This window comes from Bradyrhizobium sp. P5_C12 (genome assembly GCF_054049735.1).
The window spans coordinates 16,355-39,380 of the sequence record NZ_JBFULU010000022.1 but is presented as its reverse complement, the minus strand read 5'-3'; the positions used below and the strand labels follow the sequence as shown (position 1 = coordinate 39,380).

Below are 23,026 nucleotides of genomic sequence, written 5' to 3'. Positions count from 1 at the left end.
CTGGAAAGATGGTGGGCACGGCGCTTCGCACCTTTGCCCACCCTACGGCTCTGTTGCTTGTGAAGGTGCGTCACGCCACCCGGCTGTGCGTCTCGATCGCGTATTCCGGATCGGCCTCGCAGATCACGCGGTTGCGGCCGTTGCGCTTGGCGGCGTAGAGGCAGGCGTCCGCACGCTCGATCAGGGAGTCGTTGTCGTCGCCCGGCTTGAGCATGGAGACGCCGACGGAGATGGTGACGCGGCCGAGGATCTCGCCGGTCGACTTCTTCTTCAATTCCTTCGCCATCACGGCGCGGCGGATGTGGTCGGCGACGGTGAGCGCCTGGCGCAGCGCGGTATTGGGCAGCACCACCGCGAACTCCTCGCCGCCGTAGCGCGCGGTGATGTCCTGGCCCTTGATGGATTGTTTCAGCGACAGGCCGACCAGCCGCAGCACCTGGTCGCCGGTGAGATGGCCATAGGAATCGTTGAACGACTTGAAGTGATCGATGTCGAGCAGCAGGAGCGACAGCGGCTCGCCGCTGGTGAGCGCGCTCTGCACGGCCATGCCGATCATGCGGTCGAAATATTTGCGATTGCCCAGGCCGGTGAGCGGATCGGTCAGGCTCTCGGCCCGGATCGCCTCGAGGCTCTGCTGGAGATTGCTGATTTCGCTCTTCGACAGCGTCAGCCGGTCTTCCAGCGTCTTGTTGGTCTCGCGCATCTCGCTGGTCGAACGTATCAGGCTCTCGACGATCGCCTTGATCTGCTCGCGGCTCTTGGCCGTCGACAATTGTTCGGTCGCGCCCGACAGGCTGGCGTCGTAGGAGCCGGTCATGCCGAGCGCATCGCCCAGCACCTTCATCACGTCGTCGATCTCGCCGATGACGCGCGCGCCGACCTTGTCGATGCGGTCGGTGGTCTTGATGTGGGAGAGATAGGTCTCGTAGATCTGCTCGAGATCGGCTTCGGTCAGCTTGCCGTTGCGGGCCAGCGTCTCGTTGATGATCTTGTTGAGCGGCGCGTTGTAGCCGGTGGCGTAGACGTACCAGATTTCATAATTGCGGGGGATTGCGGTTTGCCGGAGCGAGCGGATTTGACCGAGCGCCACCTCGGCGAACGCCATCGTGCGTTCGTGTTCGTCGAGCACCTTGACCACAGAACATACCCCACGGCGATCGGTGCGCCGCCGACCGCAGCAATGCTTAAATTATGTTCGTAGGCTAACGGACGATCGTGAACGGCCGGTAAACGGCCGTTCGCGACAGCATGATCCGGAAGTGTGTGCAGGCGCGACAAACGCGGAACGCGTTTGCGCGGAGATCGTGCTCAAGCAAAACCTGAAGCGCGTCGCGCTTCAGGCGCCCGCGGGCGAGCGTACCGGCCGCAGCAGGAACGCCGGAAGATGCGAATGATCGCCAGGCTCGGTGTCGGCTTCGCGCTGGCGGCGCGGCTCGGGACGGCCGATCGAGGGCACATGGGATGGATTGGCCTGCTGGCGCGATCCGCCGCGCGGCTCGGAGGATTGCCGGGCTTCGCGAGCAGGCCTTGCCTCGCGGGCGGGCCGCTCTTCGCGAGCAGGTCTTGCTTCGCGAGCAGGCCGTTCTTCGCGAGGAGGTCTTGCCTCGCGCGCGGGGCGCGCTTCGGCTGCAGGCCTTGCGTCGGCCGACGGCCTTGCTTCGGAGGGGTGTGGCGCATCGCCACGCGGCTCGTGGCCGCGACGCGGTTTGCCGCGTCCGCCGCGGGAGCGCTCGCGGTCGCGCCCGCGCGACTCGCGCGGACGTTCGCTCGGATCAGTGGAGTCGCTGCGGATTTCGAAATCGCCCTCCGCGCGCGGAATGCTCTGGCCGATCAGCTTTTCGATCGCCACCATCGACTTCTGGTCGAGCGGCGTGACGATCGAGATCGCCGTGCCGCTGCGGCCCGCGCGGCCGGTGCGGCCGACGCGATGGACGTAGTCGTCGGGATGGTGGGGGACGTCGAAATTGAAGACGTGGCTGACCTCGGGAATGTCGAGGCCGCGGGCGGCGACGTCGGAGGCGACCAGCAGCGGCAGCTCACCCTTGCGGAACTGCTCGAGCGCGGCCATGCGGGCCGGCTGGTCCATGTCGCCGTGCAGCGCGCCGACGCTGAAGCCGTGCTTCTGGAGCGATTTGTGAACGATCGCGACTTCACGCTTGCGATTGCAGAAGATGATCGCGTTCTTGAGATCCTTGGCCTCGCGCAGCAGGCGGCGAAGCAATTCGCGCTTTTCATGCGCCTCGCGTCCGGCCGGGACCTGCGACTGCGTGACGGTCACGGCCGTGGTGGCGGGCTTGGAGACCTCGATCTTCTGCGGGTTGTGCAGGAAGGCCTCGGTGATGCGCCGGATTTCCGGCGGCATGGTTGCAGTGAAGAACAGGGTCTGCCGCGTGAACGGCACGAGCTTGCAGACGCGCTCGATGTCGGGAATGAAGCCCATGTCCAGCATGCGGTCGGCTTCGTCGATGACGAGCAGCTCGACGCCGGTGAGCAGGAGGCCGCCGCGTTCGGTGTGGTCGAGCAGGCGGCCGGGGGTGGCGATCAGCACGTCGACGCCGCGCGTCAGCTTGGCGTCCTGGTCGCCGAACGAGACGCCGCCGATCAGCAGCGCGACGTTGAGTTTCTGGCCGGCGCCGTAGCGGTCGAAGTTCTCCTTGACCTGCGCCGCGAGCTCGCGGGTCGGTTCCAGGATCAGCGTGCGCGGCATGCGTGCCCGGGCGCGACCCTTTTCGAGGATGGTGAGCATCGGCAGCACGAAGGCCGCGGTCTTGCCGGTGCCGGTCTGGGCGATGCCGAGCACATCCTTGCGTGCAAGGACGTGGGGAATCGCCTGTTCCTGAWTGGGGGTGGGGGTGGTGTAACCGGTGGCCGCCACTGCGGCGAGGACTTTTTCGGATAGTCCGAGATTGGAAAAGGACATTGAGCCTCTGGTCGAAACCGCCGTTCGGAATCGAGGGTAATAAGGCTGTCGCGTTCCACCCCGAAACGGCGCGCTCTCAAAGAAGCTGGGGGTGCTGACTCACGCGAACAAAGCGCCAGGCTCAGGAATCGCTCTTCGATCTGAGCCGCGTCGAACCGGAACATAGGCGGGAATCGGCCAAAGTCAATGGAGCAGCCGCGGGAAGACCCTAAAAACCCTCAGGTTTTTGCCCAAATAGCGGGCGCGGCTCGGCTTTTCCGCCCCGGCGGGAGCGGCCCGACGGCGGCCACCGCGGCGCCGTTAACCCGCTTTCGCGGCCTGGGCCCGGAAATCACCGGGGGCCATGCCATAGGCGGCGTTGAACACCCGATAATAGGTGGCCAGGCTCTCGAAGCCGCAATTGGACGCGATATCCGCGATCAGCCGCTCCGGCGCCTCGCGCAGCAGGCGGCGGCTCTGCTTCAGGCGTTCGTCCGTCACGGTCAGCGAGAAGCTCTTCTCGGCGGTTTCGAACAGCATGTGCAGGTGGCGCACGGAGATTCCGAGCAGGTCCGCCACCATCGCCGGCACCAGATCAGGGTTTTGCAGGTGACGCGCGATCAGGCGCCGCGCCAGCGACAGGCGCGCGGTCCGGAGCGTGGCCTGTCCGAGCCGGCTGCCGGGTCGCATGATGCCGCGCTCGATCAGCGCCAGATGCGCCAATGCCTGCACGAGGGAGCCGGGATCGGCCGCACCGTCATCGGCGGCGGCCTCGCCGAGGTCGGCAAAGCAGGCGCCGAGCAGAGGCGCCAATGCGTGGTCGTTGAATGTCTTGGGCGTGAGCTCGCGCATGCGCTTGTCCCGCGTGGACAGGCCGCTCACCGGGATCTTCAGGATCCGCAGGTGGAATCCTGCCGCGCCCAGCGGCACAGTGCGATAGGGCAGGTCGGTATGGCTGGTGGCGAAGCTGCCATTGGCAATCGCGAAGTCGCTTCCGCGCATGCCGCCGAACCAGCCGCCGCCGCCGAGCTGCTGATAGACGCAGATGCTGTCACCCGGCGCATAGGCGATATCGGAGGCGCTGCGTTCGACCCTGTAGTGCGAGGCCTTCAGCTCGACGAGGCCGGCGCCGCCGAGCTGGCGCAGCGAGAATTCGCCGAAAAAGTCCGCGCGGCGTTCGCGCTCGAGCTCCGCGGTGACGCCGAACAGGCCCTTGGCCCGGACCTCGCGCCAATAGTCGAAGCGGTCTTGCGGATCGACCTCGTCGGTGCACCAGTGAAACACGGCAGCCCCTCGTCCACGAACGGAATTGCGGCTAAGAAAAAGCAGATTCCAACTGTTCTTGCCATAGGCCAGACCATGGAACCGGCGGGCCAGGCCGGTTGAACCGCCGCTATGGCTGGACCGACTATGACAACAACGGCCGAAGGTTTGCCAATGGACGGTTCGAAGGGCGCCGGCGGAAGCCGTTCTGCAACGGGAATGTTTCGATGACGCGTCGGCTTTTCAGAATTCTGGCGGCCCTCGGCCTTGCGGCGGGCCTGAGCGGCTTCGCGCTGCCCGCGCACGCCGAAAAGCGCGTGGCGCTCGTCATCGGCAACAACGACTACAAGAACGTCCCTAAGCTCCTCAAGGCGGTCAACGATGCCCGCACGATGGGCGATACGCTGAAGCAGCTCGGCTTCTCGGTGATGGTCGCCGAGAACCAGAGCCGGCAGCAATTCTCCGAGACGCTGCTCGCGTTCGACAGGGCGATCGAGCCCGGCGACACCGCATTCTTCTTCTACGCCGGCCACGGCTTCGAGATCGCCGGCCAGAACTACTTGCTGCCGACCGACGTGCCGGCCGCGACCGAAGGCCAGGAGGAGCTGGTGCGCGACGCTTCGGTCCTGGCGGACCGCATCGTCGAGCGGCTCCAGAACAAGAAGGCGCGCACCTCGATCCTGGTGTTCGATGCCTGCCGCAACAACCCGTTCGAGCGCAAGGGCACCCGCGCGGTCGCCGGCGGCGGCGGGCTCGCGCCGATGGTGCAGCTGCCCGAAGGCGTGTTCTCGGTGTTCTCCGCAGGTCCGCGCCAGACCGCACTCGATCGTCTCTCCAACGACGACGCCAATCCCAATTCGGTGTTCACGCGCACCTTCGCCAAGGAGCTGCTCCAGCCCGGCGAGAACCTGGTGCAGGTGGCGCAGCGCACCCGCCGTCTCGTCAGCGAGATGGCCGACACCGTCAAGCACAGGCAGGTGCCGGTCTATTTCGATCAGATGGTCGACGACGTCTTCCTCAGCGGCGTCGCGAAGGATGCGGCCGGCGCTGCCCGCCCGGCCGATCCGCCGCCGCAGAAGGTCGCGGCGCTGCCGCCGGTCTCGGTGCCGCGCGTGCCGAAGGAAGAGACCACCAATGCACCGATCGCGAGCTTCTCGCGCCACAATGGCGGCTGGAGCGTGGTGTTCTCGTTCGCCGATCCGACACTCGGAATCTCCTGGCGCATGGCCGGCAACGGCGACTTCCGCGAGACCGGCTTCATCGACACGCTCGATCCGCGCACCCGCAAGCGGATGCCGAACCCGTCGATCGAGCTGCCGCCGGACGCGCAGGCCGGCACCATCGAGGTTCGCTATGTCGATCAATCCGGCGACATGCAGGGGCCGTTCCCGATCAGGTTCGATCCCGAGGCCGCGCTGATCCGCGACCAGCGCAAGATCCTCGACATGACCGCGACGAGCTGGCTGTCGTTCCGCGAGTTCAACGGGCTGCTGGTCTACTACACGCACCTCGTCTCTTACCGTTGCGCCATCCGCGAGGTGCGCATCGGCATCGACACCGCCGTTCCCAACCAGGTGCTGAAGATGCCAAATTGCGACATGCGTGATCCCAGTGCGATCACCGCGGGCATGCCGCTCTACATGAAGCTCGCGCCGGCCACGCAGTTCGTCTCGGTGGAGCTGACCTATCGCGACGGCAGCGTGTCGGAGATCAAGAGTTTCCGCGCCGCCAACCGCAGCAACAATTGACGGCGAGGGCGGAGTCGCCCGCCGCGCTCCCGCTACTCGCGGCGCTTCCTGATGAAGCGCTTGATGGAGTCGATCGCCTCGATCAAGGGCGGCGTCAGCGAAAACAGCGTTCCCATGGCGATCGAGATGATGACATGGCGAAGCAGAAACTTTTCCTGCTCCTCGAACGGATAGGCGTTCTCATCGATCCGCACCGGCGCAAGCGTACCCGTCTCCCGCGGGGCCGACTTCCGGGGTTTGCGCGGCGGGATCATGATCACGACGAAAAGCACGTTGATCAGGATCCAGACGCCGAGCAGTATGAGGATCGTCCGCACTGCAATTTCCTGAAAGAAATCGAAATTCGCTGCAACGCTAACGGGCATTCACAGCTGCGGCAAATTAAACCTGCTTGCTGCACCGCACAGAAAACTTAAGTCGTAAACGGGGATTCTGCCGTGGAACCAGATTCATCGCACCCACCGCAGGGGTCCTCCGTGAAAGTCCGGTGTTGCATCGTCGGCGGCGGGCCCGCCGGTATGATGATCGGCTATCTTCTGGGGCGCGCCGGCATCGACGTCGTGGTGCTGGAGAAGCATGCGGATTTCTTCCGCGACTTTCGTGGTGATACCGTGCATCCCTCGACCCTCCAGGTCATGGATGAGCTCGGCCTGATCGACGGCTTCCTGAAGCTGCCGCATCAGCGCCTGCAGACGATGGACGGCTTGTTCGGCGGCACGCCGGTGCGGATCGCCGATCTCAGGCGCCTGCGCACCAAGTACCCCTTCATCGCGTTCATGCCGCAATGGGACTTCCTGAATTTCCTGCGCGAGGCCGGCCAGCGCTTCTCTTCACTCAAGGTGATGATGAATACGGAAGCCGTCGACCTGATCCGCCGCGGCGAGACGATCGCCGGTGTGCGTGCGAAGACGCCGGACGGCACCGTCGACATCGAAGCCGATCTCACCATCGCCTGCGACGGCCGACATTCGACGGTGCGCGAGCGCGCGGGGCTGGAGGTCGAGGAGATCGGCGCGCCGATGGACGTGCTGTGGTTCCGCGTCGGCCGCAACGCGGATGAGACGGAAAACGTGTTCGCGCGGGTCGAGCCCGGCAAGATGATGGTGACCTTCGATCGCGGCGACTACTGGCAGTGCGCCTATGTCATCGCCAAGGGACAATACGATGCGGTGAAGGCGAGGGGATTGCAGGCGCTGCTCGACGACGTCGTGCGCATGGCGCCGATCCTCAGGAGTGGCGTTGCCGACGTGAAGAGCTTTGACGACCTCAAGCTTCTCACCGTCGCGATCAACCGCCTGAAGCGCTGGACGCGACCGGGCCTGCTGTGCATCGGCGACGCCGCGCATGCGATGTCGCCGGTCGGCGGCGTCGGCGTCAATCTCGCCGTGCAGGATGCCGTCGCGGCCGCGAACCTGCTGGCGGACAAGATGCAACACGGTTGTCCATCCGAGGATGAACTCGATGCCGTGCGCCGACGCCGCGAGTTCCCGGTGAAGATGACGCAGGCGATGCAGGTGATCGTGCAGAACAACATCATCAGCGGCGCGTTGCAGCCGGACGACCGGCCGCTGAAGGTGCCGTTGATCGTGCGCCTCATCACCGCGCTGCCGTGGCTCCAGGGCATTCCGGCGCGCCTGCTTGCACTCGGGGTGCGGCCCGAGCACGTGCATTCGAAGGCCGCGCTGCCATCGTAGCGCGTCAGAATTCAGTAGGGATAACGCCGCGTTAAACTGCGCGCCGCGCGTGGCGTGGCTGCAACAGCATAAGCGGAATCAAGGACCCTTACGCGGGAAACCGGCGTCTTAACTTTCTTGATTCAAATTTGAGTAAGAACTGCGTGTGAGCGTGCACCCATCAAAGGACACGGGGTGTACCATGCGTAACAAATTGATTGCTGCCTTCGCCTGCACGACCGCTCTGGTCTCGACCGGCGCGGCGTCCGCCGCCGATCTCGGCGCGCGCTACACGAAGGCGCCCGCCTATGCGGAGCCCCTGTTCAACTGGACCGGTTTCTATGTCGGCGGCCACATCGGTGGCGCGTGGACCAACGAGCAGTTCATCAACAACGGGACCGGCGCGCCGTTCGGCGATCTCTCGCCGGGTGAAGGTTTCCGTCAGCGCAAGTCGGGCATCATGGGCGGCGCCCAGATCGGCTACAACTGGCAGGCCAACAACTACGTGTTCGGCATGGAGGGCACGATCTCCGGCCTCGACAACAAGGGCTCGTTCACGAACACCGTGTTCGGCGTCGGCCTCGACGATCAGTTCAGCTGGCGCGCCAACGTGCTTGCTACGGTCGTCGGCCGCGCCGGCTTCGCCGTGCAGAACAACCTGTTCTATATCAAGGGCGGCTATGCCGGCGTGAACAATCGTCTGTCGGTGGTCGACAACGTTGCGAACCCGTCGACGGGCTCGGGCGGTCAGACCCACTGGGCCAACGGCTGGACCGTCGGCGCCGGCTGGGAATACGGCATCACCCGCAACTGGATCGTCGGCCTCGAATACAACTACGCCGCCTTCGGCAGCCAGACCTATCAGCTCGGCGGCACTTCGGGCAATTACACGTTCGATGCCAAGCCGCGCGACATCCAGTGGGCCGTGGTGCGCGCCAGCTACAAGTTCGACGCGCCGGTCATCGCGCGCTACTGAGCAACCAACGACCAAGCACTACAAAAAAGATCACTGCCAAATTCAAAAGCCCCGGCACTCGTCCGGGGCTTCTTTTTTGGTGCGGGCAGCCTCAGGCCATTACCGAGAAACCGCCGTCGATGGGGATCGCGGTGCCGGTGACGAAGCCGGACGCGGGCGAGGAGAGAAACACCGCGATGCCGGCGAAATCGTCGATGTCGCCCCAACGCCCTGCGGGCGTGCGCGCCAGCACCCGCTCGTGCAATCCCGATACCTGCTGCCGCGCGCCGCGGGTGAGATCGGTATCGATCCAGCCGGGCAGGATGGCGTTGACCTGGATGTTGTCGGGCGCCCAGGCATTGGCGCAGGCGCGCGTGTACTGCACGATGCCGCCCTTGCTCGCCGCATAGGCCGTCGCGAAGCTCGCCCCGAAGATCGACATCATCGAGCCGATATTGATCACCTTGCCGTTGCCGGACACCTTGAGCGCGGGATAGGCCGCCTTCGAGCACAGGAAGGCGCTGGTGAGGTTGGTCGCGATGACCTTGTTCCACTCGTCGAGCTCGAGCTCGTGCGGCGGCTTGCGGATGCTCATGCCGGCGTTGTTGACGAGGATGTCGATGCGGCCGAGCTCCCTGACGACGCGCTCCACCATCGCGGTGACCGCCGCCTTGTCGGTCACGTCAGTGGTGACGGCGATCGCCTTGACGCCGCGCTGCTTGAGATCTGCGACGGCAGCGGCGGACTTGGCTTCGTTACGTCCGACCACGGCGATGTCGGCGCCGGCGTCGGCAAGGCCGCGGGCCATGCCGAGCCCGATGCCGCCATTGCCTCCCGTTACGACCGCGACCTTGCCGCGGAGATCGAACCGGCTGGATGTCATGCTTTTATTCCCTGGTTTCTTCTATTGGTTGCTCTGCCAGATCAGCACCAGCCCGAAACCGGCCATGGCTGCGCCATAGCCGGCCCATTGCAGCTGGTTGACCATGAAGCTCGATCGCGGCCAGGCGATGGTGCCCGTGCCCTGTCCGATCCAGAGCAGCCCGACGGCGAGGGCAAACAGGCCTGCGATCAGCAGAAATCTGCGCATGCATTCCTCCCCATTGGACTGCTTCTGTCGCGGCTCGCGGCGTAAACGTTTGACGCGACCACGAAAACTTGGGCGGCACAGTAGCCGTAGCTCTGCTGCAGATACAATGGTCCGCGGGCGCAACGCCCGGGGACGAGCTGCGCGATGATGTCCGGGGTCCTACTTATCTTTGAAGGTCAGCGTTGGCGGACGAACCGCCCATAACGAAAAAGCCCCGGGCGATGCCGGGGCTTTGACGTCTGAATGTGAGGTCAGATCAGTACTTCGCGACGACCGGACCGGTCCAGTTGAAGCGGTAGACCAGCGAGGTCGAGATCGTCTGGTTCCAGCTGTTGGCACGGATGCTCCGACCCGTGGCAATGTTGCCGCCGTCGAACAGTTCGTCCTGAGTCTTGGCGTTGTAGAAGGCCGAACGATACTCGGTCTTCATGAACCAGCCGGGCGAGGAGATGCCGAAGAAGTTCAGGCTGTTCTCGACGCCACCACCAACGAACCAGCCGTTGCGGTTATAGCCGTTGAGATGGATACCGGCGGGAACGCCAGCCAGCGTCATGAAATTGGTGCTGCCGAAGTGGGCGCCGGAGTAGCCGCCGTTGACGTAGGAGAGAACGTTCGGAGCGACCAGCCAGCCGAGGCGCACGCCAGCAGCCCAGGAGTCTTCCAGCTTCTGGTTGCCAGTGATGCCGGCGATCGGATCCTGGACGGTGGCGCGGATGCTGCCGAACTGACCGTCGGCGAACACGCCGGCGACCCAGGTGCCGCTGAACTGCCAGTCGTAGCCGAGACCGACGGTGCCGAACCAGCCCGAACCACCCTGACGTTGGGTGATCGTCAGCGGAACAGCGCCAACCGTGGTCTGGACGTTCTGATCAGCGTTCGAGAGGCCACCGCCGCCGCCGCCGAAGATGTAGAAGCCGGTCCAGTTCGCGACCGGCGCGGGAGCCGGAGCCTTCACGTAGGGACGGGCCCCAAGGTCGGCCGCCGAGGCCGAACCGGTCATCGCCGCAATCGCGGTCAGTGCGAGCAAAATCTTCTTCATCTTAAAATCCCCAACTTTGGTCTGTCCGGCAGGCGCGAGCGCACTGAAGTTCGTTTGATCTGATGCCCGGACTATAGACGTTTCCGACCGAAATGCTGTTGCCGGGCAGGCACAGTCGCCGGAAAACGCCGGCCGGACGGGATTCGGATCGCCGTCGCCAGATTCGCAAAAGATACGCGATTTCAGTGTGTTACGCAGAGCGCCGGAGTTCGGGCTCCGGTAACTTCTCGTTAGGAAACCGGCTTTGTCCGAAATGGAGGCAAATCCTGCCTCGGCCTTGGAACCGGTGAGTCGCTGGCCGAGTCGCCCGTTGCTGGCGATCTGCCTGGAACGACAGCCGGTCGACGGACCGGCGCAAATAGTCGCGACAAGGCGGAAGCACAAATAAAAAAGCCCCGGACTTCGGCCGGGGCTTTTGACGAGAGATCGCGGTTTCAGACGTCGAGCAGCTCCTCATTGGCAAATTCGGCCTTGTCAGAAATGAAGGCAAACCGTGCCTCGGCCTTGGTGCCCATCAGCCGCTCCACCGAATCCGCCGTGGTGTCGCGGTCGTCGGCGAGCAGAACCACCTTCAGCATGGTCCGCCGGGCCGGATCCATGGTGGTTTCCTTGAGTTGCGCCGGCATCATCTCGCCGAGGCCTTTGAAGCGATTGACCTCGACCTTGGCGTTGGCGTTGAACTCGCTCTTGATCAGCGCCTCCTTGTGCGCGTCGTCGCGGGCGTAGACCGATTTGGAGCCATGCGTGAGCTTGTAGAGCGGCGGCACCGCCAGGAAGAGGTGGCCCTGGTCGATCAGCGGCCGCATCTGCTGGTAGAAGAAGGTGATCAGCAACGAAGCGATGTGGGCGCCGTCGACGTCGGCGTCGGTCATGATGATGATGCGCTGATAGCGCAGATCCTCTTCGCGATACTGCGCGAGCATGCCGCAGCCGATCGCCTGCACGAGGTCGGAGAGCTGGGCGTTCCCCGCCAGCTTGTCCTTGCCGGCGGAGGCGACGTTGAGGATCTTGCCGCGTAGCGGCAGCACGGCCTGGGTCTTGCGGTCGCGCGCCTGCTTGGCGCTGCCGCCGGCCGAGTCGCCCTCGACGATGAAGAGTTCGGAGCCTTCGGTGCCGGCATCGCTGCAGTCGGCGAGCTTGCCGGGCAGGCGGAGTTTTTTGCCCGCGGTCTTGCGTGCGGTTTCCTTCTCCTGCCGGCGACGCAGGCGCTCCTCGGCGCGATCGACCACGAAGTCGAGCAGCCTGTTGGCCATGTTCGGATTGCCCGACAGCCAGTGGTCGAATGGATCCTTTATCGCCTGTTCGACGATGCGCTGCGCTTCGGCGGTGGCGAGACGATCCTTGGTCTGGCCCTGGAATTCAGGCTCGCGCACGAACACCGAGAGCATCACGGCCGCGCCGACCATGACGTCTTCCGAGGTGATGGAGGCCGCGCGCTTGCCCTGGCCGACGCGCTCGGCGTGATCCTTCAGGCCGCGCAGCAGCGCGCTGCGCAGGCCGGATTCATGCGTGCCGCCGTCGGGCGTCGGCACGGTGTTGGTGTAGGACGACAGAAAACCGTCGGCATCCGCGGTCCAGGCCACCGCCCATTCGCAGGCGCCGTGCGCGCCGTTGCGGCCGGATTTGCCGGAGAAGATGTCGGGATGCACCAGCGTGTCGGCGTGGATCGCGGCGGCCAGATAATCCTTCAGGCCGCCGGGGAAGTGGAACGTCGCCTCCGCCGGCACATCCTCGACGCCCTTCAACAGTTCAGGCGCGCAATTCCAGCGGATCTCGACGCCGCCGAACAGATAGGCCTTCGAGCGCGTCATCTTGAACAGGCGCTGCGGCTTGAACGCGGCCTTGGCGCCGAAGATGTCGGTGTCGGGCTTGAAGCGCACGCGGGTGCCGCGACGGTTGTTGATCTTGCCGAGGTCTTCGAGCTTGCCCTTCGGATGGCCGCGCTCGAAACTCATGCGATAGAGTTTCTGGCTGCGCGCGACCTCGACCTCGAGACGCGAGGAGAGGGCGTTCACAACGGAGATGCCGACGCCGTGCAGACCGCCGGAGGTCTCGTAGACCTTGCTGTCGAACTTGCCGCCCGAATGCAGCGTGCACATGATGACTTCGAGCGCCGACTTCTTTGGAAATTTCGGATGCGGATCGATCGGGATGCCGCGGCCGTTGTCGGTGACTGTCAGAAAGCCGTCTGCGCTGAGCTCGACGCCGATGAAGGTCGCGTGTCCCGCCAGGGCCTCGTCCATCGAGTTGTCGATGACTTCGGCGAAGAGATGATGCAGCGCCTTCTCGTCGGTGCCGCCGATATACATGCCGGGCCGGCGCCGCACCGGCTCCAGGCCTTCGAGCACCTCGATGTCGGCCGCGGTGTAGTCGGCTTCCGCGCCGCTCGCGCGGCTGGCCGCCTTGGCGGGCGCACGGGGCTTCGGCTCGTTGCCGCCGAACAGGTCGTCTTTTGCTTTTGTCTTCAATTGTTTGGACATATGTCTTGATGTGTTTTGAGGATCGCGCAAGCGGCGAATCGGTTGGCGTGACTATGCCACTTCTGGCTTGAAAAGGTCACCGCAGGGCGGACTGGGCGGTGTGGTTGGAAGCTAATCCCGGCGATTTTACGCCGCGGGCCCACCAGTTCCCGGCAATTTGACGTCCAGGTCCGGGCTCAGTCGGACTTTGTGACTTGATGTCACACAAGTCCTTGGCTTACCAGTCATTTTCATTTGTCTGGGACCTGTTCGGGGCGGGAAGGCTATCTGGAATGGAGCAGTATGCGCACGCACTGGCCGACTTCGTGCGCGCTCACCAGGTCTGGGCGGCCCCGATCGTGTTCCTGCTCGCATTCGGGGAATCGCTCGCCTTTATCTCGCTCCTGATCCCGGCCTGGGGCGCGCTGGTCGCCATCGGTGCGCTGATCGGGGTCAGCGGCATCAGCTTCTATCCGGTCTGGATTGCCGGCGGCCTCGGCGCGGCGCTGGGCGACTGGGTCTCCTACTGGTTCGGCTACCGCTACAAGGAGCAGGTCGCGCAGATGTGGCCGCTCTCGCGTTATCCGGAACTCCTCCCCAGGGGCGAGGCCTTCGTGCGCAGCTGGGGCGTGCCCAGCATCTTCATCGGCCGCTTCTTCGGGCCGTTGCGCGCCTCGGTGCCGCTCGCCGCCGGGATCTTCGAGATGCCCTATTGGAGTTTCCAGGTCGCCAATTTCACCTCGGCGCTGGTCTGGTCGGCGGCGCTGCTGCTGTTCGGCGACGTGATCGCGAAGATCATGGAATTGATCTGGCGCGTGATCTGACCGGGCAGCAGGCCGCCCGGTCAGCGCGCTGCGATGACGTCAGAGCGAGGCGTTCCAGATTGCGGGGACCCAGCGATAGCCCGCGCCATCCTTCTCGACCCGGACAAGGCCGGGGAAGGCGGCGTGGAAGGCCTGGATCGGCATCTTCTCGGCGATCGCCATGTCGTAGAGCTTGCGCCGCGTCTGCTGCGCCAGCGGCTTGTCGACGTCGGAGGCGATGTTCCACTCGGGATGCTTGACGAACAGGAACGCCGCGCCTGCGGTGATATCGACCTGCACCAGCACCTTCTCCGAGCCAGACGCGACGACGAAGGAGGTGTGGCCCGGCGTGTGGCCCGGGCTTGCTAGCGCGGTGATGCCGGGCGCGACCTCCTTGCCGGAATCGTATTGCGTCACCTTGCGCCCGAGCGCGTCGAACACGCGGCGGATGTTCTTGAAGTTGCCCTCGAGGATGGGATTGCCCATGCCCTTGCTCATCTCGCCGTCGTCCATCCAGAACTTCCACTCCACCGAGGGCACCATGATCTCGGCATTGGCGAAGGCCGGCTTGTTCTCAGCGGCGAGCAGGCCGTTGATGTGGTCGCCGTGAAAGTGCGAGAGGATCACGGTATCGACCGCTGCACGGTCGATGCTGGCGGCCGCCAGGTTGTTGTGGAACTGCCCGACCTTGCCCTTGGTCTGCGTGAACTGGTCCGGTCCGAGACCGGTGTCGATCACGACGAGCTTGGAGCCGGTGTTGACGACGACCGGGCTGAAGGTGTGGGTGACCTTGTCGGTCGGCAGGTGGTTCTCGGCAAAGATCTTGTTGATGTCGTCCTTGCTGGCGCCGGCCGCGTAATTGTCGGGGAGGTTGACGGTGGTGACGCCGTCGCAGACCACCGTGACCTGGTGGGTGCCGACATTGTACCGGTAGAAGCTCGCATTCTGCGTCGCAGCCAGGGGCGCTGCGGCGTGCGCGGGAGATGTCTTCATGAAGGGCGGCAGGAGCGCCGAGGCGGCGGCGCCGGCTAGCGTTGCGCGACGAGTGATCTCGGTCATGGCGATGTCCTGGGGCTGGGTTGCGCTGATGGCACGGACTGGCGAGGTTTGGCTCGGCAGTCTTTCTCCGGAACCCCCTTGGTTAAAGGAAATTCCGTTGCAGCCCGATGACATCGGGTGCGGCATGCTGCCATCTCCCGCTGTCGATTTGGACTTGACCCCGGAACCCTCTGGCCTTATGTGCCCCGCCATGATCAACGCCGCGACCATCCTGTTCGCCCGTCGCCGCCGCCGCAGCTCTGCGGTTTGGGCGGTCGATCGCGTTTGAGATCATCGTCTTTGCCGCTGGACCCGATCCGCGGCATTCTCTCTCCTGTCAGCGCGATCTGATCCGGCGGCCCCCCCAAGGAGGCCCAGCAGGAGACCACGATGTACACGCCCCCCTTTTTCAAGCAGGACCGCGCCGCGAGCCTGAAATTCGCCGCCGAGCGCGGCTTCGGCACCATATGTGCCTTCGACGGCCAAAAGCCGGTCGCATCCCCGCTGCCGTTCTATCTGACCTATGGCGATGACGGCACGCCGCATGCCGCCTTCCACGTTGCTCGTCACAATCCGCTGCTAAAGCTAGCGGACCGGACGACGTCCTGGCTGCTCGCGGTCAACGGCCCGGACGCCTATGTATCGCCGGACTGGTACGTCTCGCCGGATCAGGTGCCGACCTGGCTCTACCAGGCGGTGCATCTGACCGGGCCGGTGCGGTTGTTGTCGGACGATGAGCTGGCGGTGCAGATCGACACGCTCAGCGACAAGTTCGAGAACTGGCTGCCGCCGAAGAAGCCATGGACGTCGGGCAAGATGACGGCGGGCCGCCTCGAGGCGCTGAAGAAGGGGATCGTGGGTCTGGTCATGACGGTTGAAGAGGTCGAAGGCAGCTTCAAGCTCAACCAGCACAAGTCGGACGCCGACTATACGGCGATCGCCAATGCGCTCGGTGCGCAAGCCCACGCCGACGCGAGGGAGATCGCGCAACTGATGCAGGACGTGAGGCCGGAGGCCTTCGTGAACGAAACCAACATGCTCGAAAGGAGCGCGCCATGAGCCTCACGGAAACCACCAAAGCCCCGACCACCGGCGCGGCCAGCAAGCCTGCCACCGTCTTCGTCGACGGCGGCTCCGGCACCACCGGGCTCGGCATCAACGAGCGGCTGAAGCTCCAGAACGACGTCGCGGTGAAGACGATTGCCGACGACAAGCGCAAGGATCCCGCGGCCAAGAAGGCGCTGATGGAGGAGGTGGATCTCGTCATCCTCTGCCTGCCCGATGATGCCGCCAAGGAAACGGTCGCGCTGATCGACGGCATGGGGCCGTCGGGCCCGAAGGTGCTGGACGCCTCGACCGCGTACCGGGTCGCGCCGGACTGGGCCTACGGCTTTCCGGAGCTGACGCCGGACCAGGCCGGCAAGATCAAGGCCGCGAGGAAGGTGTCCAATCCCGGCTGCTATCCGACCGGCGCGATCGCGCTGCTACGGCCGATCGTCGATGCCGGCCTGTTGCCTTCGGACTATCCTGTCACCGTCAACGCGGTGAGCGGCTATTCCGGCGGCGGCAAGTCGATGATCGCGAGTTTTGAGGACGGCAGCGCGCCGTCCTTCGAGCTCTACGGCCTCGGCTTCGAGCACAAGCATCTGCCGGAGATGCAGCTCTATTCCAACCTGACGCGGCGGCCGATCTTCATTCCGTCGGTCGGCAATTACCGGCAGGGCATGCTGGTCTCGGTGCCGCTCCAGCTCGACACGCTGCCGGGCAAGCCCAGCGGCGCGGACCTGCAAGCCGCGCTGGCAAAGCGTTACGCCGGCTCGAAATATGTCTCGGTGATGCCGCTTCAGAACGAGGCGGCCAAGGGCGGCCGGATCGAGCCCGAGGCGCTGAACGAGACCAACATGCTCGAGCTCTACGTCTTCGCCAGCGACAAGTACCACCAGGCGGTGCTGGTCGCCAGGCTCGACAATCTCGGCAAGGGTGCGTCCGGCGCGGCCGTGCAGAACATGCGGCTGATGCTGGGATTGGCTGACCAGTAGGGCAGTCTCGTGCGCCGGGCGCAGCGCAGCACTTCTTCAGTGATGCGCTGCAGAGCCGGAGCCCATTCTTCTTGCTTCGTCTGTGGCAGTCTGGGTCCCGGCTCGCGCTTCGCGCGTCCGGGACACTAGACTTCAGTACTTCGCAATCACCGGGCCACCGAACCGGTAGTTGATCCGGGCGGTGATCAGATCGACATCCTGACCGATGCGGTCGGTGCGCGAGAATGTGCCGACAGGCGCCAGCACGCCGTTCGCCGTGAGGGTGACGTCGCGGTGACCCATGAACATGTGGTCGTATTCGATGCCGACCGACCAGTTCGGGGCAAAGCCGTAGTCGAAGCCGACGCCGACCGTGCCGCCCCAGCGGGTCTCGTCGGCACCATCGAACTCGGCCCCGGCCAGACCGCCCGTACCGATGCCGCGGTAGCGATCGCGGGTAACGCCGGCGCCGCCCTTCACGTAAAGCAGCGCGTTGTTCCAGGCGTAGCCGACCTGGCCGGTGAACAGGCCGAAGGCGTCGACGCGGGTGCGGTTCGCGACGCCGAAAACGGTGCTGGCACTCCGGCCGGAGAGGTCGGCCCAGTCGCCCTGCGCTTCAAGACCGAACACGAAGGCGCTGCTCTGCCAGCGATAGCCGATCTGGCCGCCGGCGACGGCGCCCGTCGCGTCATGGCATCCTTCCGCAACGCCGGGCGCGAAGCCGACAGTCTGGTCCCAGCACTTGCGTGACGAGCCATAGCCGCCGTTGGCGCCGATATAGAAACCGCTCCAATTGTAGACCGCGGCGATCATCGGTGGCGCCTTGGTGTAGGGACGGGCGGCGAGATCAGCGGCACTGGCCTGGGTCACGACGGCTGCCAGCGACGCGGCGCCGAGCACGGATGCGATCTTCCAATTCATGTCTGCCCCGAATCAATCAATTGCGATGGCCCACTATACCTCTGGATGCGCGACACTTTGTAACAGTCAAACGGCAGCACCGCTGATTCTGTCGCACTGTCATCCTTCGGCAACACCTGGTTGCGCGGCAGGGCAGGTTGGGCAAGGTTGGGGGCGGGCAGGCGGCCGGAACATGGGCTTGATGCCGGGGCCGCCGGAAAGGCGAGGAGGCTTATCGTGCGCCTCCCGGAGCAGGTGACGCCATGGATGAGAGCACGCTGCAGTTCTATCGGGACAACGCCGAGGCCTATGCCGGGTGGGCGAAGGCACCCTCGACGCGGCTGCGTGGCTTTCTCGCGCTGTTGCCGCCCGGTGCCGCGATCCTCGAGCTCGGCTGCGGTGCCGGCAATCATTCGGCCGTGATGCTGGCCGAAGGTTTTTCGGTGCGTGCCACCGACGGCTCGTCGGAAATGGCCGAGATCGCGTCGCGCCGGCTCGGTCATCCCGTCGAGGCGATGCTGTTCGACGAACTGGACGCGCATCAAGCCTATGACGGCGTCTGGGCCAGCGCCTGCCTGCTGCACGCACCGCGCGACGAGCTCGCCGGAATCCTGGCGCGGATTCATCGCGCCCTCAAACCGTCAGGCGTATTCTACGCGAGCTACAAGATGGGCGAAAGCGACGGCCGCGACAGCCTTGGGCGCTACTACAGCTATGTATCGCCGGAGTGGCTTGAAGCGACCTATGCCAGCGCGGGTCCGTGGATCACGCTGTCATCCGATACCAACGTGATTCAGAGCTTCGACCAGACCCCGGCCAACATGCTGAATCTCGTCGTCCGCAAGGCTGCTACCTGATCGCTAGAAGACCTTGAAGATCGCCAGCGCCAGCACGGCCTGGGCGAGGAAGCCGACGGTGAAGGCCAGCGTGCGGAACACCGGGATCCCCAGCGCGTAGACGATCAGATGTGCGACGCGCGACCAGAAATAGACGGCGCAGGCGAGCACGGTCCATTTCGTGGAATAGTCGATCGCATTCAGGATCAGCACCAGCGGCGCGAACAGCACGAGGTTCTCGACCGCATTGTCGTGCGCGAACATCAGGCGGTTCGCCCAGTCCGACTGCGGCTTGTCGTTGCGCGAGGGGTTGGCCAGGGCGCCGCTGAGCCCCCGAATCTGACAGCGGTTGATGGTGTAGGGAATCCAGAGGATTCCGGTCAGGATCACCGTCAAGGTCAGCCAGAACAATTCACGCGTCATAACCCGGTCCCCTCATCAATCGCCGCGGCGGAAGTGGAGCTTATACGAAAGCGCGGAAGATTCCGCTACGCGCGAACCCTGACATAGCTGCCGGGCGCGTCTTCGATCGGCGGCAGCGCCTCGCTGCCGACCGCGCGCGCCGGGACCTCTTCCGGATCGAGCCCGCCCAGCCATTCGCGCCAGTCCGGCCACCACGAGCCCTTGTGCTCCACCGCATCCTTCATCCACTGGGCCACGTTGACGTCCTTGATGGCGTCGTTGGTCCAGTACTGGTACTTGTTCGAGGCGGGCGGATTGACCACGCCGGCGATGTGGCCCGAGCCGGACAGCACATATTTCACCGGGCCGCCGAAGAACTGCGAGCCGTAGAGCACCGACTCGGCCGGCGCGATGTGGTCCTCGCGGGTCGCGAGATTGTAGACCGGCACCATGACCTTGGAGAGATCGAGCAGGGTGTTGTCGAGCACCATCGAGCCCGTGGACAGCCGGTTCTCCAGATAGCAGTTGCGCAAATAGTAGGAATGGTTCGACGCGGTCATGCGCGTCGCGTCAGAATTCCAGTGCAGCAGGTCGAACGCGCTCGGCTGCTGGCCCTTGAGGTAATTGCTGACGACATAGGACCAGATCAAATCGTTGGAGCGCAGCATGTTGAAGGCCATCGCCATCTTCGAGCCTTCGAGCACCCCGGCCGCCTTCATGTCCTTCTCGAGCGCTGCGACCTGCTCCTCGTCGACGAAGACCAGGAGATCGCCGGCATGGGTGAAGTCGACCTGCGCGGCAAAGAACGTCGCGGAACTCACCCGCTGGCGGCGCTTCTCGGCGAGCCAGGCCAGCGTGGTCGCGAGCATGGTGCCGCCGACGCAATAACCGGCGGTGTGCACCTTCATCTCGCCGGTGACCTTCTCGATCACGTCCATCGCCGTGAGCGGGCCTTCCTTCATGTAGTCTTCCCAGCTCTTGTTGCCGAGCCGCTTGTCGGGATTGACCCATGAGATCACGAACACGGTGATGCCCTGGTCGACGCACCACTTGATGTAGGATTTTTCCGGCTTGAGATCGAGGATGTAGAACTTGTTGATCCAGGGCGGCACGATCAGCAGCGGGGTGCGCAGCACCTTCTCCGTGGTCGGCGAATACTGGATCAGCTGCATCATCTCGTTCTGGTAGATCACCTTGCCCGGCGTCGTCGCCATGTTGACGCCGACGACGAGGTTGTCCGGATTGGACTGGCGGATCTTCAGCATGCCCTTGCCGGCGGCGATGTCCTCGGCCAGCATCTTCAGGCCGCGCGCCAGGTTCTCGCCGCTGCTGGCAACCGTCTCGCGCAGCACCTCCGGATTGGTCAGCACGAAGTTCGACGGCGACAGCGCGTTGATGACCTGCTGGATGTAGAATTCGGCCTTGCGGCGGGTCTGCGGATCGAGCCCGTCGGCGTCGCTCACCAGCTCCTGCGCCCATTTGGTCGTGAGCAGATAGAGCTGCATCACGAAATCGAAGAACTGGTTCGACTTCCATTCCGGATCGGCAAAGCGCTTGTCGCGCGGCGAGGGCGCGATCGCGGGCGCGGCGTCCTGGCCGGCCATGCGCCGTGCCGCCGAGCCCCAGAGGTCGAGATAGTCCTTGGCGAGCTTGGTCTGGAGATCGGACGCGCGCGATGTATCCGATAGCCAGTATTCGGCGACCGACGTGAAGGTCTTGACCACTTCCGTGAGCTCGGCCGGCGGGCGATCCTGCACCTCGCCGCTTTCGCGCGGCTTCAGGTAGGCGGCGAGCGCCTTGCCGCCGCTTTCCATGGCCCGCGCGACATTCATCGCGAAGGCTTCCGCATTGAACTTCGTCTCGGATTTGGGCGTGTCGGTCGTGGCGGTACTCATGCGCAGAACAGTAACGATTCATTCCGTATTCGTCACCGCGAAGCTCGCACGTTTCGCCCTAAACGCTCTTGAAGATGTGCTGCACTGCGATAAGTTTTCTTGGTTCCGTCACAATCAGGCCGCACCGGGCGGGTTGATGGGTCTTGGATGTTTTCTCGCTCGCACCATGTTGGGCAGCAATGGTTTGAGCTTGGATGGGTTGTTGGGCTAAGGTCCGGCAGCCTGGCGTTGGGACGAGTAGGGGATTTCCCAAGTGTTGGCGTTGAGGGACCTGCAAAAGACGCGGCTTGCCTGCTGCGCGCTGCTGATCGCGGCGTCGGCGCTGAGCGGCTGCTCGAGTCAGCTCGCGGACCTCACGCCCACCGATGCGCAGGCGCATCCCAGGGAGCCCGGCAGCTATCTGCCGGTGCACGACCTGCCGCCGGACCGTGATCAAGCGATCATCCCGCCGGATCAGCGTGCCAAGATCGAGGCCGAACTTGCTGCCGCGCGCGACCGCCAGGCCGTTGCCGCCAAGGATGCCAAATAGCACGCCAGGCCAAGACCAAGAGGCCGAGACCGATTGGGGCGGTGCAAGGTAATCGCTGGCGCCCCCGCCACTCCGTGCTAAAAAGACCGAGATCAGCCGAGAGTTGGGGCGAAGGAGTTCAGCCCTTGTCGCCGAAGATTGCTCTAAGTCTTTGATGTAGAGCTATTTTCGCGCAGGGGCCGGGGGCCTTTCAAGGGGCCGTCACACCCCTTTCGATTCTGTCCTGACCGGTTGCCCGGAGCCCAGAGAGCCATGGAAGATTTTTACCGCATCCGCCGCCTTCCGCCTTACGTGTTCGAGCAGGTCAACCGGGCCAAGGCAGCCGCGCGGAATGCCGGCGCTGACATCATCGACCTCGGTATGGGCAATCCGGACCTGCCGGCGCCGGCGCATGTGCTGGAGAAGCTCAAGGAGACCCTCGGCAAGCCGCGCACCGACCGCTACTCGGCCTCGCGCGGCATCCCAGGACTGCGCCGGGCCCAGGCCGGCTATTATGCCCGCCGCTTCGGCGTGAAGCTCAACCCGGACACCGAAGTGGTGGCGACGCTCGGCTCCAAGGAGGGCTTTGCCAACGTGGCCCAGGCGATCACCGCGCCCGGCGACGTCATCCTGTGCCCGAACCCTAGTTACCCGATTCACGCCTTCGGCTTTTTGATGGCGGGCGGCGTGATCCGCTCGGTGCCGTCGGAGCCGACGCCGCAGTTCTTCGAGGCGGTGGAGCGGGCGATCGTGCATTCGATCCCGAAGCCGCTGGCGCTGGTGGTCTGCTACCCCTCGAACCCGACCGCCTATGTCGCGAGCCTCGACTTCTACACGGACCTCGTGGCGTTCGCGAAGAAGCACGAGATCCTGATCCTGTCCGATCTCGCTTATGCCGAGGTCTATTTCGACGAGAACAACCCGCCGCCCTCGGTGCTCCAGGTGCCCGGCGCAATCGACGTCACCGTCGAGTTCACCTCGATGTCGAAGACCTATTCGATGGCCGGCTGGCGCATGGGCTTTGCGGTCGGCAACGAGCGCGTGATCGCGGCGCTCGCCCGCGTCAAATCCTATCTCGATTACGGCGCCTTCACGCCGGTGCAGGTCGCTGCGACCGCCGCGCTGAACGGGCCCGACGATTGCATCAAGGAGATGCGCGACACCTATCGCAAGCGCCGCGACGCGCTGGTCGAATCGTTCGGCCGCGCCGGCTGGGAGATTCCGCCGCCGGACGCCTCGATGTTCGCCTGGGCGCCGCTGCCGGAAGCGTTCCGCAGCGTCGGCAGCATGCAGTTCGCAACCCTGATGGTGGAGAAATCCGGCGTCGTGGTGTCGCCCGGCGTCGGCTTCGGCGAGCATGGTGAAGGATATGTCCGCATCGCCATGGTGGAAAACGAGCAACGGATCAGGCAGGCCGCGCGCGGCGTGCGCCGCTTCCTTGAAAGCGGCATCGAAACGTTGCACAACGTCGTTCCGCTCGCCAATCGGCGCTAATTCTCC

General features: G+C 64.7%; 22 protein-coding genes. 10 read left to right on the top strand and 12 right to left on the bottom strand.

Annotated elements, in window-relative coordinates:
* Positions 1 to 70: 70 nt before the first annotated feature.
* The 3 genes from ACXJMY_RS20450 to ACXJMY_RS20440 form a co-directional block, all read right to left on the bottom strand.
* On the bottom strand, positions 71 to 1,138 hold the full coding sequence (locus tag ACXJMY_RS20450; RefSeq protein WP_456621149.1) for a GGDEF domain-containing protein: 1,068 nt from the start codon (positions 1,136 to 1,138) through the stop codon (positions 71 to 73).
* A gap of 198 nt (positions 1,139 to 1,336) precedes the next feature.
* Complete coding sequence (locus tag ACXJMY_RS20445; protein ID WP_456621148.1) at positions 1,337 to 2,920, bottom strand: DEAD/DEAH box helicase; 1,584 nt, start codon at positions 2,918 to 2,920, stop codon at positions 1,337 to 1,339.
* Positions 2,921 to 3,220: 300 nt separating this feature from the next.
* Complete coding sequence (locus ACXJMY_RS20440) at positions 3,221 to 4,183, bottom strand: helix-turn-helix transcriptional regulator (RefSeq protein WP_456621147.1); 963 nt, start codon at positions 4,181 to 4,183, stop codon at positions 3,221 to 3,223.
* Positions 4,184 to 4,389: 206 nt separating this feature from the next.
* Here ACXJMY_RS20440 and ACXJMY_RS20435 point away from each other — a divergent pair, with 206 nt between their 5' ends.
* Positions 4,390 to 5,910, top strand: a complete 1,521-nt coding sequence (locus ACXJMY_RS20435; protein WP_456621146.1) for a caspase family protein — start codon at positions 4,390 to 4,392, stop codon at positions 5,908 to 5,910.
* Positions 5,911 to 5,942: 32 nt separating this feature from the next.
* On the opposite strand, the gene ACXJMY_RS20430 is transcribed toward ACXJMY_RS20435, so the two are convergent.
* Positions 5,943 to 6,227, bottom strand: coding sequence for a hypothetical protein (locus ACXJMY_RS20430; RefSeq protein ID WP_456621145.1), 285 nt, complete (start codon positions 6,225 to 6,227; stop codon positions 5,943 to 5,945).
* A gap of 120 nt (positions 6,228 to 6,347) precedes the next feature.
* Here ACXJMY_RS20430 and ACXJMY_RS20425 point away from each other — a divergent pair, with 120 nt between their 5' ends.
* Both ACXJMY_RS20425 and ACXJMY_RS20420 read left to right on the top strand, forming a co-directional pair.
* On the top strand, positions 6,348 to 7,604 hold the full coding sequence (locus tag ACXJMY_RS20425; RefSeq protein ID WP_456621144.1) for an FAD-dependent oxidoreductase: 1,257 nt from the start codon (positions 6,348 to 6,350) through the stop codon (positions 7,602 to 7,604).
* Positions 7,605 to 7,785: 181 nt separating this feature from the next.
* The gene (locus ACXJMY_RS20420; protein ID WP_456621143.1) at positions 7,786 to 8,559 is read left to right on the top strand and encodes an outer membrane protein; all 774 of its coding nucleotides are present in this window, start codon (positions 7,786 to 7,788) and stop codon (positions 8,557 to 8,559) included.
* A 91-nt stretch (positions 8,560 to 8,650) separates the two neighbouring features.
* Here the strand turns inward: ACXJMY_RS20420 and ACXJMY_RS20415 are convergent, their stop codons facing one another.
* The 4 genes from ACXJMY_RS20415 to parE form a co-directional block, all read right to left on the bottom strand.
* Positions 8,651 to 9,421 (bottom strand): SDR family NAD(P)-dependent oxidoreductase, encoded by a 771-nt coding sequence (locus ACXJMY_RS20415; protein WP_456621142.1) that lies wholly within the window; start codon positions 9,419 to 9,421, stop codon positions 8,651 to 8,653.
* A 21-nt stretch (positions 9,422 to 9,442) separates the two neighbouring features.
* A complete protein-coding gene (locus ACXJMY_RS20410; RefSeq protein ID WP_247347112.1) occupies positions 9,443 to 9,628 on the bottom strand; it encodes a hypothetical protein in 186 nt (61 codons plus the stop codon).
* Positions 9,629 to 9,884: 256 nt separating this feature from the next.
* A complete protein-coding gene (locus ACXJMY_RS20405) occupies positions 9,885 to 10,667 on the bottom strand; it encodes an outer membrane protein (protein WP_456621141.1) in 783 nt (260 codons plus the stop codon).
* Positions 10,668 to 11,101: 434 nt separating this feature from the next.
* A complete protein-coding gene (parE, locus tag ACXJMY_RS20400) occupies positions 11,102 to 13,147 on the bottom strand; it encodes a DNA topoisomerase IV subunit B (protein WP_456621140.1) in 2,046 nt (681 codons plus the stop codon).
* Between the two features lie 272 nt (positions 13,148 to 13,419).
* Between parE and ACXJMY_RS20395 the strand changes: the two genes are divergently transcribed.
* On the top strand, positions 13,420 to 13,950 hold the full coding sequence (locus ACXJMY_RS20395) for a DedA family protein (RefSeq protein ID WP_456621139.1): 531 nt from the start codon (positions 13,420 to 13,422) through the stop codon (positions 13,948 to 13,950).
* 39 nt (positions 13,951 to 13,989) lie between these two features.
* Here ACXJMY_RS20395 and ACXJMY_RS20390 read toward each other — a convergent pair whose 3' ends face one another.
* On the bottom strand, positions 13,990 to 14,988 hold the full coding sequence (locus ACXJMY_RS20390) for an MBL fold metallo-hydrolase (protein ID WP_456621138.1): 999 nt from the start codon (positions 14,986 to 14,988) through the stop codon (positions 13,990 to 13,992).
* A gap of 369 nt (positions 14,989 to 15,357) precedes the next feature.
* On the opposite strand from ACXJMY_RS20390, the gene ACXJMY_RS20385 reads away from it, so the two are divergent.
* Positions 15,358 to 16,026 (top strand): FMN-binding negative transcriptional regulator, encoded by a 669-nt coding sequence (locus ACXJMY_RS20385; RefSeq protein ID WP_456621137.1) that lies wholly within the window; start codon positions 15,358 to 15,360, stop codon positions 16,024 to 16,026.
* Positions 16,023 to 17,006, top strand: coding sequence for an N-acetyl-gamma-glutamyl-phosphate reductase (gene argC / locus ACXJMY_RS20380; protein ID WP_456621136.1), 984 nt, complete (start codon positions 16,023 to 16,025; stop codon positions 17,004 to 17,006). Before ACXJMY_RS20385 ends, argC begins: the two co-directional genes overlap by 4 nt.
* A gap of 132 nt (positions 17,007 to 17,138) precedes the next feature.
* On the opposite strand, the gene ACXJMY_RS20375 is transcribed toward argC, so the two are convergent.
* Positions 17,139 to 17,906, bottom strand: a complete 768-nt coding sequence (locus tag ACXJMY_RS20375; RefSeq protein WP_456621135.1) for an outer membrane protein — start codon at positions 17,904 to 17,906, stop codon at positions 17,139 to 17,141.
* Positions 17,907 to 18,148: 242 nt separating this feature from the next.
* Between ACXJMY_RS20375 and ACXJMY_RS20370 the strand changes: the two genes are divergently transcribed.
* Positions 18,149 to 18,742 carry a class I SAM-dependent methyltransferase gene (locus tag ACXJMY_RS20370; RefSeq protein WP_456621134.1) on the top strand — a complete coding sequence of 198 codons (594 nt, stop codon included), beginning with the start codon at positions 18,149 to 18,151 and terminating at the stop codon, positions 18,740 to 18,742.
* Between the two features lie 3 nt (positions 18,743 to 18,745).
* Here ACXJMY_RS20370 and ACXJMY_RS20365 read toward each other — a convergent pair whose 3' ends face one another.
* Positions 18,746 to 19,144 (bottom strand): MAPEG family protein, encoded by a 399-nt coding sequence (locus tag ACXJMY_RS20365; protein ID WP_456621133.1) that lies wholly within the window; start codon positions 19,142 to 19,144, stop codon positions 18,746 to 18,748.
* A gap of 65 nt (positions 19,145 to 19,209) precedes the next feature.
* Positions 19,210 to 21,018: a PHA/PHB synthase family protein gene (locus tag ACXJMY_RS20360; RefSeq protein ID WP_456621132.1), complete on the bottom strand. Its 1,809-nt coding sequence runs from the start codon at positions 21,016 to 21,018 to the stop codon at positions 19,210 to 19,212.
* Here ACXJMY_RS20360 and ACXJMY_RS20355 point away from each other — a divergent pair.
* The 3 genes from ACXJMY_RS20355 to ACXJMY_RS20345 all read left to right on the top strand — a co-directional run bounded on the left by ACXJMY_RS20355 (position 21,017) and on the right by ACXJMY_RS20345 (position 23,020).
* Positions 21,017 to 21,229 (top strand): hypothetical protein, encoded by a 213-nt coding sequence (locus ACXJMY_RS20355; RefSeq protein WP_456621131.1) that lies wholly within the window; start codon positions 21,017 to 21,019, stop codon positions 21,227 to 21,229. The genes ACXJMY_RS20360 and ACXJMY_RS20355 overlap by 2 nt on opposite strands.
* Before the next feature lie 42 nt (positions 21,230 to 21,271).
* Positions 21,272 to 21,547: a hypothetical protein gene (locus ACXJMY_RS20350; protein WP_456621130.1), complete on the top strand. Its 276-nt coding sequence runs from the start codon at positions 21,272 to 21,274 to the stop codon at positions 21,545 to 21,547.
* 252 nt (positions 21,548 to 21,799) lie between these two features.
* Complete coding sequence (locus tag ACXJMY_RS20345) at positions 21,800 to 23,020, top strand: LL-diaminopimelate aminotransferase (RefSeq protein WP_456621129.1); 1,221 nt, start codon at positions 21,800 to 21,802, stop codon at positions 23,018 to 23,020.
* Positions 23,021 to 23,026 lie beyond the last annotated feature (6 nt).

Bases quoted from the DNA above. Each gene is read 5' to 3' on its own strand.
- ACXJMY_RS20415 (WP_456621142.1), bottom strand. From the start codon at position 9,421: ATGACATCCAGCCGGTTCGATCTCCGCGGCAAGGTCGCGGTCGTAACG.
- ACXJMY_RS20405 (WP_456621141.1), bottom strand. From the start codon at position 10,667: ATGAAGAAGATTTTGCTCGCACTGACCGCGATTGCGGCGATGACCGGT.
- ACXJMY_RS20355 (WP_456621131.1), top strand. From the start codon at position 21,017: ATGCGCAGAACAGTAACGATTCATTCCGTATTCGTCACCGCGAAGCTC.
- argC (WP_456621136.1), top strand. From the start codon at position 16,023: ATGAGCCTCACGGAAACCACCAAAGCCCCGACCACCGGCGCGGCCAGC.
- ACXJMY_RS20345 (WP_456621129.1), top strand. From the start codon at position 21,800: ATGGAAGATTTTTACCGCATCCGCCGCCTTCCGCCTTACGTGTTCGAG.
- parE (WP_456621140.1), bottom strand. From the start codon at position 13,147: ATGTCCAAACAATTGAAGACAAAAGCAAAAGACGACCTGTTCGGCGGC.
- ACXJMY_RS20410 (WP_247347112.1), bottom strand. From the start codon at position 9,628: ATGCGCAGATTTCTGCTGATCGCAGGCCTGTTTGCCCTCGCCGTCGGG.
- ACXJMY_RS20370 (WP_456621134.1), top strand. From the start codon at position 18,149: ATGGATGAGAGCACGCTGCAGTTCTATCGGGACAACGCCGAGGCCTAT.
- ACXJMY_RS20435 (WP_456621146.1), top strand. From the start codon at position 4,390: ATGACGCGTCGGCTTTTCAGAATTCTGGCGGCCCTCGGCCTTGCGGCG.
- ACXJMY_RS20365 (WP_456621133.1), bottom strand. From the start codon at position 19,144: ATGACGCGTGAATTGTTCTGGCTGACCTTGACGGTGATCCTGACCGGA.
- ACXJMY_RS20375 (WP_456621135.1), bottom strand. From the start codon at position 17,906: ATGAATTGGAAGATCGCATCCGTGCTCGGCGCCGCGTCGCTGGCAGCC.
- ACXJMY_RS20395 (WP_456621139.1), top strand. From the start codon at position 13,420: ATGGAGCAGTATGCGCACGCACTGGCCGACTTCGTGCGCGCTCACCAG.
- ACXJMY_RS20360 (WP_456621132.1), bottom strand. From the start codon at position 21,018: ATGAGTACCGCCACGACCGACACGCCCAAATCCGAGACGAAGTTCAAT.
- ACXJMY_RS20420 (WP_456621143.1), top strand. From the start codon at position 7,786: ATGCGTAACAAATTGATTGCTGCCTTCGCCTGCACGACCGCTCTGGTC.
- ACXJMY_RS20385 (WP_456621137.1), top strand. From the start codon at position 15,358: ATGTACACGCCCCCCTTTTTCAAGCAGGACCGCGCCGCGAGCCTGAAA.
- ACXJMY_RS20390 (WP_456621138.1), bottom strand. From the start codon at position 14,988: ATGACCGAGATCACTCGTCGCGCAACGCTAGCCGGCGCCGCCGCCTCG.